This is a genomic window from Flavobacterium panacis (assembly GCF_024649945.1).
In the GTDB taxonomy this organism is placed as follows: Bacteria; Bacteroidota; Bacteroidia; order Flavobacteriales; family Flavobacteriaceae; genus Flavobacterium; species Flavobacterium panacis.
Window position 1 is genome coordinate 440336 of record NZ_JANKMS010000002.1, and the last position, 13286, is coordinate 453621.

Annotated in this window: 14 protein-coding genes; all 14 read left to right on the forward strand. The window is 31.8% G+C overall.

The features are described 5' to 3' along the window. The first annotated feature begins 32 nt into the window (after positions 1-32). The 14 genes from NQQ59_RS06940 (at position 33) to NQQ59_RS07005 (ending at position 13263) form a co-directional block, all read left to right on the forward strand. Positions 33-521 (forward strand): YegJ family protein, encoded by a 489-nt coding sequence (locus NQQ59_RS06940; RefSeq protein WP_144214927.1) that lies wholly within the window; start codon positions 33-35, stop codon positions 519-521. 15 nt (positions 522-536) lie between these two features. Next, on the forward strand, positions 537-1247 hold the full coding sequence (locus NQQ59_RS06945; RefSeq protein WP_144214928.1) for a M949_RS01915 family surface polysaccharide biosynthesis protein: 711 nt from the start codon (positions 537-539) through the stop codon (positions 1245-1247). A 32-nt stretch (positions 1248-1279) separates the two neighbouring features. Continuing rightward, entirely contained in the window at positions 1280-2005 is a 726-nt protein-coding gene (locus NQQ59_RS06950) for a hypothetical protein (protein ID WP_144214929.1), read from the forward strand. A gap of 26 nt (positions 2006-2031) precedes the next feature. Then, positions 2032-2793, forward strand: coding sequence for an ankyrin repeat domain-containing protein (locus NQQ59_RS06955; protein ID WP_144214930.1), 762 nt, complete (start codon positions 2032-2034; stop codon positions 2791-2793). 94 nt (positions 2794-2887) lie between these two features. Continuing rightward, entirely contained in the window at positions 2888-3253 is a 366-nt protein-coding gene (locus tag NQQ59_RS06960) for a hypothetical protein (protein WP_144214931.1), read from the forward strand. 120 nt (positions 3254-3373) lie between these two features. Further along, positions 3374-4561, forward strand: a complete 1188-nt coding sequence (locus tag NQQ59_RS06965; protein ID WP_144214932.1) for a hypothetical protein — start codon at positions 3374-3376, stop codon at positions 4559-4561. 152 nt (positions 4562-4713) lie between these two features. Continuing rightward, on the forward strand, positions 4714-5040 hold the full coding sequence (locus NQQ59_RS06970; RefSeq protein ID WP_144214933.1) for an ArsR/SmtB family transcription factor: 327 nt from the start codon (positions 4714-4716) through the stop codon (positions 5038-5040). Next, positions 5030-5527: an SRPBCC family protein gene (locus NQQ59_RS06975; protein ID WP_144214934.1), complete on the forward strand. Its 498-nt coding sequence runs from the start codon at positions 5030-5032 to the stop codon at positions 5525-5527. Before NQQ59_RS06970 ends, NQQ59_RS06975 begins: the two co-directional genes overlap by 11 nt. 47 nt (positions 5528-5574) lie before the next feature. Then, positions 5575-6078, forward strand: a complete 504-nt coding sequence (locus NQQ59_RS06980; RefSeq protein WP_144214935.1) for an SRPBCC family protein — start codon at positions 5575-5577, stop codon at positions 6076-6078. Positions 6079-6274: 196 nt separating this feature from the next. Further along, positions 6275-9652: a T9SS type B sorting domain-containing protein gene (locus tag NQQ59_RS06985; RefSeq protein WP_144214936.1), complete on the forward strand. Its 3378-nt coding sequence runs from the start codon at positions 6275-6277 to the stop codon at positions 9650-9652. A gap of 172 nt (positions 9653-9824) precedes the next feature. After that, positions 9825-10187, forward strand: a complete 363-nt coding sequence (locus NQQ59_RS06990; RefSeq protein WP_144214937.1) for a hypothetical protein — start codon at positions 9825-9827, stop codon at positions 10185-10187. Between the two features lie 22 nt (positions 10188-10209). After that, a complete protein-coding gene (locus NQQ59_RS06995) occupies positions 10210-11079 on the forward strand; it encodes an alpha/beta hydrolase (RefSeq protein ID WP_144214938.1) in 870 nt (289 codons plus the stop codon). Positions 11080-11082: 3 nt separating this feature from the next. Then, entirely contained in the window at positions 11083-11763 is a 681-nt protein-coding gene (locus NQQ59_RS07000; protein WP_144214939.1) for a GNAT family N-acetyltransferase, read from the forward strand. Between the two features lie 267 nt (positions 11764-12030). After that, entirely contained in the window at positions 12031-13263 is a 1233-nt protein-coding gene (locus tag NQQ59_RS07005) for an outer membrane beta-barrel protein (protein WP_144214940.1), read from the forward strand. The last annotated feature ends 23 nt before the right edge of the window (positions 13264-13286 follow it).

Below are 13286 nucleotides of genomic sequence, written 5' to 3' on the forward strand. Positions count from 1 at the left end.
ATTATTTAAACCAACTTTAATACAACCAACAAATGCAAACAAAATTTTTAATCTTAATAGCTATTCTTTGTTTAGCCAGCTGTAAAGATTCTAATAAAATTGAAAGAGAAGGCGAACCAACAATTTATGGAGTAAAAAGCGAAGATGAAGAAATGAACGCCGCTATTTTACAAGCGAATGAAACCTTAGACGATTTCAAAAAAGGACTATTGGATCCTACCGCTGACAGCCACGCATTAAAAGTTAAGTTTTCAAATGAAAAAGGCATCGAACATATGTGGATTGGCGATATTGTTTATAAAGATGGTCAATATACTGGAATTCTAAACAACGAACCCGAATACATTACAGAGTATAAATCGGGGGACAAAATAGAGGTTGACGCTTCTAAAATTAGCGACTGGATGTATCTCGTAAATGGAAAATTACATGGTGGCTATACGATCCGAGTTTTGCGTGACCGAATGACTGAAGAAGAAAGAAAACAACTAGATGAAGAAAGCGAAATGCAATTTGATTAATCTTTAAACTATTTCATGAAAAATATTCTGTCTTTATTATTATGTATTGTGTTGTTTTCAAACTGTAAAACAGATAAAAAAGAAGCAATCAAAACCAATATTTCTACTGAAGAATCTTCAAAAGAAGAACCTTTTGTATTGAAGGTTGAAAAAATTGATTCGACACAATTTCCAGAATCAATAAAATATGAAGGTTTTATAAAAAATGCCGTTCGCTGGAAAGACAAATCGGGAGACAATATTGTTATTACTACAGAAACAGGTTATCATATTAATAAAAAATTCGAACATGATTCTGATGGTTCTGATGCTGAATTATTTGCCTATCATTATATTATTTCGGGAAATGAAGCAAAACAAACCTGGAAAGTTTACGATTTTATTTCAGACTGTCCTGTCGATATTGTGGCTTCGTTTGTAAAAAATACTTTTCAGGTTACTGATTTAAACCAAAACGGAATTGCAGAAACATGGCTTATGTACAAAACCGTTTGTCATGGAGATGTAAGTCCGTGTAATATGAAAATTATTATGTACGAAGGAAATCAAAAATACGCAATTCGTGGCGAAAGCAAAGTTGCTGTTGGAATTGATGATCATGGCAAAAAACAATTTATTGGAGGCGAATACAAACTAGATGATAACTTTAAAAAAGCTCCAAAAGCCTTTCAAGAATTTGCTCAAAAATTATGGGCCGATAATTTGATAGAAAACTGGGAAAATTAACATTCTATTTCACTCACATTAAACACATAGTAATGAAACGACTCATTTTAGTTTTACTGCTTTCTATTTTTGTTTCTTGCAAAAAAGAAAATCAAACTCCGGAATCAAAAGGATCAAATAAAGAAATTCAGAATGATACGGAATCTGTCATTGAAGAAGAAAATGACAGAAAAACGGATACTTTAAAAATTACGTATCAGGATCATAAAAACTTATTTGATATTCTGACCCTATTACCAGACAGTACCATGTCAAGCTGGTCTTGGCCTAAAAATGACCGAATTGAATTTGTAAAAAACATTCAAAAAAATAATTATGCAACGGCATCCCGCGATCATTTTTCCAATATTTCCTTAATAGCTCCAAACACGATCCAAATTGGAGTTGTTGACGGATCTTGGATTTTATCTATTTATAAAAAAAGCACTAAAAACTACATTGTACTTACCGATGACAAAGTTGGAGATGGAAACGATTTTCATGCTTTTGAATATGTAAATGGAAAATTAATGAGTTTATCGATGGAAAAGCTTTTCAACGGTTTTCTAAAAACGATTTTGGTGGATCAAAATGATAAAAAATGTCTGGATTTTTTTGAGGAAAATAAAATCGGATTTGAATATTCTTTTATCGGAACTAAAAAAATCGAAATCAGTAATTCTTCATTAGAAGATACTGATGGCTGTTTTAAAGGAAACACATTGAATTATGAATTTAATCCAGAATCGGCAACATTTCATTTAACCAATATTCAGTAAATCCAGACAATCAAAAACGATCTGAAATGATGAAAAATTTAAAAACTATCCTTCTACTTCTTACAATCTCAATTTTTGGTCAGTCCATTGCACAAACCAAAACAAAAATACCGGTTCCGTCAAGAGAAACAATTGAAGAATTTTATGATGCTATTTTTGCTGATAACACGCAAAAAGTACTTAAAATGATTGGAACTAAATTTCCAGCCAATTACGAACCTAAAAATAAAATTTTACCACTGCAAGCTGCTATCTGGCAAAAGAATCTGACTGTTGTAAAAGCTTTAACAGAAGGCGGTGCTAATATCAATAATCCGACCTTGTCTGTTGTAGATACTGCTGCCGAAAAAGGAGCATTTGAAATTCTTTCGTATTTTATTCAAAAAGGAGCAAAGATTTCGAACAAGTCGTTTAACATTGCGGGATTTTATCAGTCTTATAATTGTGCCAAATTATTATTGCAAAAAGGAGCCAATCAGGACGGAGGAGATATTCGCGGTAAATTTTGGGTATTCGAACAAGCCGTTAGAAAATCTGATTATGAAGTTTTGAAAGCTTTGAAATTAGATAAAGATGAAATAAACTATCACAATTATGATGGTGAAACAGCACTGATTATTGCTATAAAAAATAAAAACATTGACATGGTAAAATATCTGCTTCAAAGAGGAGTAGATAAAAACAAACCCGAAACATTTGATGCTGGTGATGACATTTCGTACGGTAAAAAACCAATTCAGATTGCTACAAAAATGAAATTGACTGAAATCGTCAAATTACTAAAATAATAGCTTTACATTTTCATCAAAGCTTAACCTGTCGTTTTCTTACGAATTAAAAGAATTCAGTATATTTATTTTAGAATTTTAAACTTTCAAAAAAATGAAAAAATTAATCTTCTCTCTTTTATTTTTAATAGGCTTATCAGTATCTGCACAGACTTCTAAAGAATTGATTGGAAAATGGCAAATGGTAAAATGGACTAAAAACGGAAAAGAAAAAGATATTAAAAAACGTTTTAAAACAGATCAGGTTTTTCAGGTTTTTAAAGAAAATGGTGATTTCGAAAGTGTTATTGGCGAAGAATCACACAAAGCAAAATGGAAATTATCTGATGACAATTCTCAACTGACTATTATTTCAGTTATTCTTCCAGTCGTATTTACTGTAAATTCTTTTGATAGCCAAAAACGTGTGATCACCAATACAGAAGTGGGTACTTTTGAATATAAAAAAGTAAGTGAATAAAGTAACTTTAGTATTTTGATTTCTTATAAAAAAGAGATTTCTGCTTCCTAAAAAAATCTGAGAAAAGGCATAGTTGTTGAATGTGAAATGAAATATATTTACACCTTCAAAAGAAATACTATGCAAAAAACTACTTTACTATTTTCTATACTCTTTTTGACACTTTTCTCTTGTGGTGTAAAAACAACGCAAGCCTTAATAAGTGATGGAAATTATGACGGTGCAATTGACCGTGCAGTAGAAGCTTTAAGAACTAATAAAGATGCTAAAGGCAAACAAGATTATGTGTATTTGCTAGAAGAAGCTTTTGCTAAAGCGAAAGATAGAGATCTTCGCAATCTTGAATTACTGTCTAAAGATGCCAATCCTGCGAATGCAGAACGCATTTACAATACTTATTTACAGCTGAATAATCGTCAGGAAAAAATTGCTCCACTCTTACCATTGAAATTAATAAAGTTGGGAAAAAACGCTTATTTCCCATTTGATAATTATTCGAATGAAATTGTAAACAGTAAAAATGCACTTTCAAAATATTTGTATGAGAATGCTTCTTCTCTTTTAAAATCAACTAACAAAATGGATTTCAGAAAAGCGTATGATGATTTCGCTTATCTGGAAAGCATTAATCCTGGTTATAAAAACACTAAAAAATTAATGGATGACGCTCTTTTTAAAGGAACTGATTTTGTTGATGTATACGCCAAAAACGAAACCAATTTGGTGATTCCGAAAATGCTTCAGGATGATTTATTGGATTTCAAAACGTACGGATTAAATGATAAATGGACGGTTTATCATAGCACAAGACAGAAAAATACAACTTACGATTACAGTCTGATTATTAATTTTAGAGATATATTTATTTCACCAGAACAAATTAAAGAGAAAGAATTCATAAAAGAACGTCAGGTAAAAGATGGTGTAAAAACGCTTTTGGACAGCCGTGGAAGACCTGTAAAAGACAGTTTAGGAAAAGAAATTAAAGTGGATAATTATAAAATTCTTCGTGCCACAGTTTATGAATTCAGACAATTTAAATCTTGTCAGGTCACAGCAAAAGTAGATTACATAGATTTAAAAACGAATCAGTTGGTACAAACTTTCCCTATTAGCAGCGAATTTGTTTTCGAAAATATTTATTCCAAATATAGAGGAGACAGAAATGCTTGTGATGACAATTACCTGAATTATTTCACCAAACGCCCTGTTCCATTTCCAAATAACGAACAAATGGTTTTTGATACAGGTGAAGATTTGAAAGCTAAAATCAAAGAGATCGTAGTTAGAAATAAGTTTAGGCTATAATTATGTAACACAACAACATAAAAAAAGGTGCATCTTTGATGCGCCTTTTTTATTTACGATCATATTAAATTAAAAAAAATGCTATTTCTTTATTACGCAACCAAAAAGTTGTATATATTTGCAACTGATTAGTTGCGTAATTTATTAAATAAATGAAACGAGATATTTTTCAGGCTATTGCCGATCCGACCCGCAGAGCGATTTTAGTTTTAATCTCTTCGACTGCATTAACTCCTAATGCAATTGCCGATCAGTTTAAAACGACAAGACAAGCTGTCTCTAAGCACATTAAAATATTAAATGAATGTGATTTACTAGAAGAAAAAAAACTGGGCAGAGAAATTTATTATCAGCTCAAAATTGACAAAATGAAAGAAATAGATCATTGGCTGGAACAGTTTAAAAAGATTTGGGAACAACGTTTTAATCAATTGGATCAAGTATTAATGAATTTAAAATCTAAAGAAAATGAAATCTGATCTTTTAATGAATTTTGCTGTAGACAAGGAAAATAAAACAGTAAATATAAAACGCGAATTTAATGAGTCATTATCTAATGTGTGGTCTGCCTGGACAGAACCCGAAATTCTGGATTTATGGTGGGCACCAGCTCCTCTAAAATCAAAAACAAAGTTTATGGACTTTAGAGAAGGTGGAAAAAGATTATATGCGATGGTAGGCCTTGATGGCGTAGAACGTTGGAGCTATTTTGAGTATAGCTCTATTTCTCCTAAAACAAATTTCAAACATTCTGCCACTTTTTGTGATGCAGAAGGAAATCCAAATTCAGAATTTGGAAGCTCCTATTGGGATATTACTTTTTCTGAAAAAGATGATTTAACAGTTGTTGATATTCATATAAAACGTGACAGTTTTGAAGAACTACAAAAAATAATTGAAATGGGCTTTAAGGAAGGATTTACCTCTGCACTGAAAGGTTTGGATAAAGTCTTAGCTGAAAAATAAAACCGTTTCAAATAAACTAACTATTTACAAATTAAAATCTAAAGAAAATGAAATCGAATCTATTAATGAATTTTACGGTAAATAAGGAAAACAATACAGTAAATGTAAAACGAGAATTCAACGCTTCATTATCAAATGTCTGGTCTGCCTGGACAGAAGCCGAAATTCTGGATCAGTGGTGGGCGCCAGCTCCATGGAAATCAAAAACAAAAAGCATGGAATTTGAAATAGGTGGACGACGATTATATGCTATGGTAGGACCTGAAGGTGAAGAACATTGGGCATTGGCAGATTACACTTCGATAAATCCGAAAACAAATATAAAATGGCTGGATGCTTTTTGCGACAGCGAAGGAAATTTAAATGACGAATTTCCACGTTCTGACTGGGATGTTACTTTCTCAGAAAATAGTGATACGACTTTTGTTGATGTTGCCATTAAACACGAAAAACTATCTGATCTGGAAATGATTATTCAAATGGGCTTTAAAGAAGGCTTTACTATTGCAATGGAAGGTTTGGATAAAATTTTTGATGCAAAAGCAAAATAAAAACTTCTAATTAAATTGTAGAAATCCTGTCTCAACCTGAGCAGGATTTTTTTGTTTTTAAGAAGAAACCTACACTTCTATTTTTCAATCATGTAATCTCAGAATATTTTTGAGTTTTTATTGATTTTTAACCTACTTTTAAAAAAAATTAAAACAACCCAAAAACCACAACCAACTAAAGACCAATACCATAATCATGAAAAAGCTATTTTTCATTTGTTTTATTTTGTTCTCTTTTTTCAGCTACGCGCAAGAAAATTGTAATAATGGTATTGATGATGATGGCGATGGAAAAATTGATTTAAACGATGAGGATTGCAAATGCTCTGTTTCTCCAACAACTAGTTTAGTCAATAATCATGATTTTGAGATTAAAAATTCTTGTCCAGATAATTTCGCTCAATTCGGAAAAGTACAAGGGTGGTTTCTACCCAGTACGGCTACTTCAGATTATATTAATACTTGCAATTTCATTCCTGTTTCTGCTGTAGATGCAGGCGTTTATCCGTTCCCAGCCAGAAATGGAAATGGAGTTGCCGGAATCTTAATCTCTCAGGATTATAAAGAATTTATTGCGAGCTGTACCAATACGACTTTAAAAGCCGGTACAAAGTATCAGGTAAACTTTGATATCGCAGCCTCTACTTCTGGAAGAGATCCTTTTGGGAGTCTTCCTTTGGGACAAGTCTGTAATCTTGGGCGTTTAAATGGCGGAATTGTAGACATAACCATTTACGGTAGAGCAAATTGTATCAAAACAATTCCGCCGAACAGTAACAACATGCCTCCTGATTGGATTCCGTTAGGTAAAGCAACTTATTTGCCTTCCAAAAATTGGGGTCAGCTAACGATAGAATTTACTCCTCCCTTTGATATGAATGCTATCATGTTAGGTTCACCAAAAGAACTGTCTGACACCTACGTCAAAGAATATGATTATCATCTTTGTTTTCCTTACTTTTATTTAGATAATGTTGTTTTAAATAAATCTTCTGATTTAGGTCTCAGCATAACTTCTACTGGTAGTTACTGCGAGAATAATTTAGTTTTACAAGCCCAGATAGATTCGAGCATAGGATCTGATTATACGTATCAATGGTATCGAAATGGTATTGCCATTGTGGGAGAAACTAATAGTACTTTACCCATTGTTTTTGCACCTACCAACATTGGTGATTATCAGGTAAAAATCACAAATTCAAGCAACTGCAAAATAAGTCCGCTTTTTAATGTGATCGAAATTATTGATGTTCCAGAATATTCTATTGATCAAAGTCCGTGTTTTCCAGGAATTACAACTCTAACTATAACGACTCCTGCAGATGAATACAGTTTTGATGGAGGTATCGTGTATTCCACAAATCCAACTAAAAGTGATTTAACAGCGTTGGTGAATCCAATTTACATCTCCATTAAAAAAAATGGCTGTTATTCAAGTCTTAGAAATGTGATTTTACAATATCCCCCTTTAGAAACCGTTATGAATCCTCCGAAAGTAACTGTTGTACAGCCTACATGTGGTCAAAATAATGGATCTTTAACTGTAACGACACCAGCCTTAGAATATAGTTTTGATGATGGAGTTACTTGGAGTACAAATCCTGAATTAAATAATTTACCTCCAAATCCTCATCATGATTATAAAATCAAGATAAAATCATTACTAGGCTGTATTTCGACTGCTTACTATGCCGTAATGTATCCTTTTTTATTGCCTTTGCCAAATGTAACCCAAACCAATGCGAGTTGCGGAATTGGAGGAACCATATCATTCACTCCTTCTCCATCATACGAATACAGCATTGACAATGGTGCAAACTGGTCAACAAATCCGAACTTTACCAATGTAAAAGCGGACTCTTATGTTGCTATGACTAGAAATGAATTAGGCTGTGAATCTCAAAAAAAAATGATTTATATAGGAACTGATTTTAAGCAAAAACCTCAAGTTACTTCTACAAATGCTAGTTGCGGAAAACTCGGTAGTATTTCTGTAAAAACAATCGCTTCACAATATAGTTTTGACGGAGGAATGTCTTGGTCAACAAATAACACTCTTGAGGACCTGACTTGGGGATGGTATACAGTAATGGTCAAAGATGATCAAGGTTGTACTTCTTTGCCAGAATCAGTCTATATTCAAGATTATATTCTTGATATTGATATAAAATACAAGGTTGAAAACGCAAACTGTTATAATAATGGAAGTATTCAGTTTACAACTACCGCTTCAGAATTTAGTATTGATAATGGAAGAACCTGGTCATCAGATCCTTTGTTTTCAAATCTTCCTGCCGGAGACTATTTCTTAAAAGTTCGAAATAGGATTAATTGTGAATCTGCTGTAAAATATGTCCCTGTACGAGACCTTTCAAATAGTACTCCTGATTATAAGATTACAAATGCCAGTTGTAATTCTTTTGGAAGTATTACCATAACATCATCAGCTGATTATTACAGTTTTGATAATGGCGTAACATGGTCTGAGGATAATTCTATTTCTAATTTAACTGGTAATTTAAACTTTACTTTATTAGTAAAAAATGGCACAAGCTGTTTTTCTAAACCTGCTACAATCAATTTTAATTCTACGATTTTAGCGAATCCTACGGTTAATAATCATACCGTTTCTCTTTGTGATGAATGGAATGATAAAATTGAAAAGGCAAATTTATCTTCTTATGAAAGTGCCATTATCACTAATTGTTCTAATTATACGTTTCATTATTTTACATCACTCTCAGATGCCGAAAATCTAAATCTGGTCAACGAAATTATAAATTACAACAACTTCGAAGTTTCTGATAATACCACAATTTTTACAGCCGTTGTTTCTACTGAAAACTGTCATAGCGTAGCCGAAATTAGATTTTCATTATTAAAATCACCAACATTTGATCTAATTCCTGATTCTGTTGTATTATGCGAAAACGAAACTGTTTTGGTTAATGCAGGTACTAATTTTGACAGCTATCTTTGGTCTACTGGAGCAAACACAAGTTCCATTATTGTTAATCAGCCAGGCAATTATTCTGTCACAGCAACATCCAAATATGGTGCACAAGTATGTACTTCGACTAAAAATTTTCAGGTAGTTTTATCCAACCGTGCTGCAATCCAAAAAATTACCACTCAGGATTTTACTGAAAACGACAACATAATTGAAATAAACTTATCCGGCAAAGGTGTTTATGAATATTCTGTTGATGGTATTTATTACCAAAACGATCCCGTTTTTAGAAACTTATCTAGTGGTATTTATACCGTTTATGTTCGAGATAAAAACAATTGCGGAATCACAACCGACGAAGTGTTTTTACTAATGTATCCTAAATTTTTCACTCCAAATGGAGATGGTTTTAACGATACCTGGAATATCCATTTTTCTGCTTTAGAACCAGAACTTGATGTAAGCATATTTGACCGCTATGGACAACTTATAAAAAAACTGAATTACTCCAATTCTTGGGACGGAACACTAAATGGACAAAATCTGCCTGCTGATGATTATTGGTTTGTTGTAAAAAGAAAAACCGGCAAAGAATTTAAAAGTCATTTTAGTTTGAAAAGATAAAAACAAACTCTTCTAAAAACTTTATAATAAAGGAATTTTGGAATGAAAATCGAGTAGCAAAGAATTAGTTCAACAAGGGAAATCCTTTACAAATTGCAGGATTTTTTTGTATTTTTGATTTGCAAATTTGATTTTCGACTTCCAATATCTTGTAAACCAAAAACATAACAAAATGACAAAATTGTTTCTTCTACTTTTTGCATTCACTACGGTAACTGTTTTTTCTCAAAATAGATATGAACTTTCAGACGAAGGAAAAGACAAACTTTATTTATCAGATTCAATTGCAAATCTTGCCAAAGCCGGAAAAATTACAGATCATCCGATAGTTGTAGTTGACGGAATTCCACATCGTTATCAGGATTTAGAAAAAGAAAAACTTGCGCTTTCTAAAATTGAAATTGCAAAAATAATTCCGCTTCAAAAACAGACTGGTATTAATATTTATGGAAATTATGCCGAAGACGGCGTTTTGATCGTTACAACAAATAGAAATAGTTACCACAAACCTTCACAAGAAATAAAACAAGAATAATTACAACGCATACCCAAAATTAATGAACAAATTTTTTACCCTGGCATTTGTACTTTTATCTTCAAGCTTAGTATTCAGCCAAAAAAGCAAAACTAAAACGACAGAAACATCAAAACCTTTTGTTTTAGGTGTTATTGACGAAATTCAATCCAAAGAATTAAACGAAAAAAGAACTTTAAACATTTATCTTCCTGAAGGTTATAATCCTGCCGAAGCCACAAAATATCCCGTTATTTACTTACTTGACGGTTCTGCCGATGAGGATTTTATACATATTTCTGGATTGGTTCAGTTTAATAGTTTTGAATGGATCAATCAGGTTCCAAAATCAATTGTAGTTGGTATTGCAACTGTAGATAGAAAAAGAGATTTTACTTTTCCAACTACTATTGAAAATGATAAAACCCGTTTTCCAACAACAGGTCATTCTGATCAGTTTATTGCTTTTATCGAAAAAGAATTACAACCTTTTATTGCGAAAAAATACAAAACAACCGAATCAAAAATGTTCATTGGACAATCTTTAGGCGGATTGTTAGGAACAGAAATTTTGCTTAAAAAACCTTCTCTGTTTAATAAATATGTTATTGTAAGTCCGAGTTTATGGTGGAACAACGGTTCTTTACTCGATTTAGATGCCGAAGTACTAAAACAGAATTTCAAACCGCAAACTGAAATTTATATCGCTGTTGGAAAAGAAGGATTAACTCCGACCGAAATTCCAAGAGTTATGGAAGTTGATGCTAATTTATTGGCTGATAAACTAAAAGAATCCAAAAGCAAAAATGTAAAGATTTATTTCGATTATTTCCCTGAAGAAAATCACGGATCGATTCTTCACACAGCTGTTTCTAATTCTTTTAAATTCTTTTATCCTCAAATTAAAGAATAAGAAATGAAAATTACTGACGAAAATAAACTGGACAATCCTGTCTGCTATTCTTTGCTAGAAAATCATAAAGAACTGGCTCTGAATTATGATGGAACGAAATTTTACAATCCGGATTACTGCCCGTTCGGCGGGTTTATTGAAGTTGAAAGTACTTTAAACGCTGCGAATCAATATGCGCTTTCCTGCGAAAATTTCTTTCTTGTTGGAGAAAAACCTGAAATCACCGATTCTCTTCAAATTACAAAAGAGTTAGTTTGTCTTCAAATGATCATTCGTGAAAAAATTCAAATAACTTCAGAAAATGAAATCGTAAAATTGACCGAGGAGCATAGCGATGAACTGTTCGATTTAGTTAATTTAGTACAACCTGGATATTTTAAACCTAAAACATTTCTATTAGGTGATTATTTCGGAATTTTTCTAAATGGAAAATTAATTGCCATCGCAGGCGAACGAATGAAAATGAATCATTTCACAGAAGTCAGCGCCATAATAACACATCCAGATCATACGGGGAAAGGCTACGCCAAACAGCTGATTGCACATGTTGTAAATAAAATCTTTAGTGAAGAAAAAATCCCTTTTTTACATGTTGTAGAAAACAATATTGGCGCTATAAAATTATATGAAAAATTGGGTTTTACTACTAGAAGAAAAATGAGTTTTTGGAATATTTCAAAATAACTTTTTTGTTTAAGCATATAAACTAAAAAAAAATCGTTATTTCTAGTTTTCATTAAAAAAACAAATACTAAAAAATCAACAAATTAAAGGCAGAAACAACACTACAGATTGACTACTAGTAACTTATATTTTAATCTATCAAAACATAAACAAGAGTACGGTTTCCCGTAAAAACAATACAGTACTACATCTTATATTTGGCTCAAGAAAAAATTCACTTTTTTCTAAAAACCAGACCAAAATAAATTTAATACTGAATCAATTTTAATGAAAAAACAAATTCTACTTATTGCTTTTACCTTTCTCCTTGCTATTAAAGGTCGCTCTCAAATCACTTTTGAAAATGGATATATCGTAACAGAAAACAATCAAAAAACAAATTGTTTAATTGAAAACGTGGACTGGAAAAATACTCCGATAAATTTTAGATATAGACTATCCGAAAATCAGCCAATTATAGAAGCCGATATAAAAACTATAAAAGAATTTGGTTTGACTGGCAAAAATAAATTCATTCGATCACTGGTAAATATAGACCGATCTACTAAGAATTTACAGAACATGACTAGAGATAAAAATCCTGTTTTTAGAGAAGAAAATCTTTTTCTACAAGTTCTTATGGAAGGAAATGCCTCTCTTTATTTATATGATGACGGAACAGTTAGAAGATTCTTTTACAAAACTAACGGACAAGAAATTAAACAACTGGTTTACAAAACATACTTTGCAAATGAAGATTCTGACCAAATTGCTAAAAACAACTATTTTAGAGAGCAACTTTATCTTGATTTGAAGTGTGAAAACATACAACAAAATGAATATGAAACCCTTAATTACACAAAAAATGCTTTATTACGCATTTTTACCAAGTACAATAAGTGTACTAATTCTGAATTTGTTGATCATGAAGTAAAAGAGAAAAAAGACTTATTCAATCTTAACTTACGACCAAGATACAATAACAGTTCACTATCTATGAACAACTCTCTTTTTGAGGGATTAGATTTTGATTTTGGAGGAAAGTCTTCTTTTAGTTTAGGAATTGAGGCTGAGTTTATCTTACCTTTTAACAAAGATAGATGGGCTGTTATCGTAGAACCAACTTATCAATACTACAAAAGCGAAAAAACTATAGAAAGTTCACAAGTTGTTGGAGGAACTCTTACTGGTAAAGTAGATTACAAATCAATTGAATTACCAATCGGTTTAAGACGTTACTTTTTTATAAATGAAAATGTAAAAATATTTGCAAATGGATCTCTTGTTGTAGACTTTAACAATAACTCCACTGCAAGTGTTACAAGAAAAGACGGATCTGAGTTAAATAAATTAGAGATCAAATCTGGAATCAACTTCGGGTTTGGTTTAGGAGTAAAATTTATGGATAAATTTAGTGCCGAGGTGAGATATCAAACTCCAAGAGGCCTTTTAGCTGAAAATCCAAACTGGGGTTCTTCTTACCAAACCACTTCCTTAATTGTTGGATATTCTTTCTTTTAATTATCTATAATTGACTATATCTG

What these genes read in the sequence shown, in the direction of transcription:
- NQQ59_RS06965 (WP_144214932.1), top strand. Translation starts at nt 3,374, where the DNA reads ATGCAAAAAACTACTTTACTATTTTCTATACTCTTTTTGACACTTTTC.
- NQQ59_RS07005 (WP_144214940.1), top strand. Translation starts at nt 12,031, where the DNA reads ATGAAAAAACAAATTCTACTTATTGCTTTTACCTTTCTCCTTGCTATT.
- NQQ59_RS06985 (WP_144214936.1), top strand. Translation starts at nt 6,275, where the DNA reads ATGAAAAAGCTATTTTTCATTTGTTTTATTTTGTTCTCTTTTTTCAGC.
- NQQ59_RS07000 (WP_144214939.1), top strand. Translation starts at nt 11,083, where the DNA reads ATGAAAATTACTGACGAAAATAAACTGGACAATCCTGTCTGCTATTCT.
- NQQ59_RS06980 (WP_144214935.1), top strand. Translation starts at nt 5,575, where the DNA reads ATGAAATCGAATCTATTAATGAATTTTACGGTAAATAAGGAAAACAAT.
- NQQ59_RS06995 (WP_144214938.1), top strand. Translation starts at nt 10,210, where the DNA reads ATGAACAAATTTTTTACCCTGGCATTTGTACTTTTATCTTCAAGCTTA.
- NQQ59_RS06955 (WP_144214930.1), top strand. Translation starts at nt 2,032, where the DNA reads ATGATGAAAAATTTAAAAACTATCCTTCTACTTCTTACAATCTCAATT.
- NQQ59_RS06950 (WP_144214929.1), top strand. Translation starts at nt 1,280, where the DNA reads ATGAAACGACTCATTTTAGTTTTACTGCTTTCTATTTTTGTTTCTTGC.
- NQQ59_RS06970 (WP_144214933.1), top strand. Translation starts at nt 4,714, where the DNA reads ATGAAACGAGATATTTTTCAGGCTATTGCCGATCCGACCCGCAGAGCG.
- NQQ59_RS06945 (WP_144214928.1), top strand. Translation starts at nt 537, where the DNA reads ATGAAAAATATTCTGTCTTTATTATTATGTATTGTGTTGTTTTCAAAC.
- NQQ59_RS06975 (WP_144214934.1), top strand. Translation starts at nt 5,030, where the DNA reads ATGAAATCTGATCTTTTAATGAATTTTGCTGTAGACAAGGAAAATAAA.
- NQQ59_RS06960 (WP_144214931.1), top strand. Translation starts at nt 2,888, where the DNA reads ATGAAAAAATTAATCTTCTCTCTTTTATTTTTAATAGGCTTATCAGTA.
- NQQ59_RS06990 (WP_144214937.1), top strand. Translation starts at nt 9,825, where the DNA reads ATGACAAAATTGTTTCTTCTACTTTTTGCATTCACTACGGTAACTGTT.
- NQQ59_RS06940 (WP_144214927.1), top strand. Translation starts at nt 33, where the DNA reads ATGCAAACAAAATTTTTAATCTTAATAGCTATTCTTTGTTTAGCCAGC.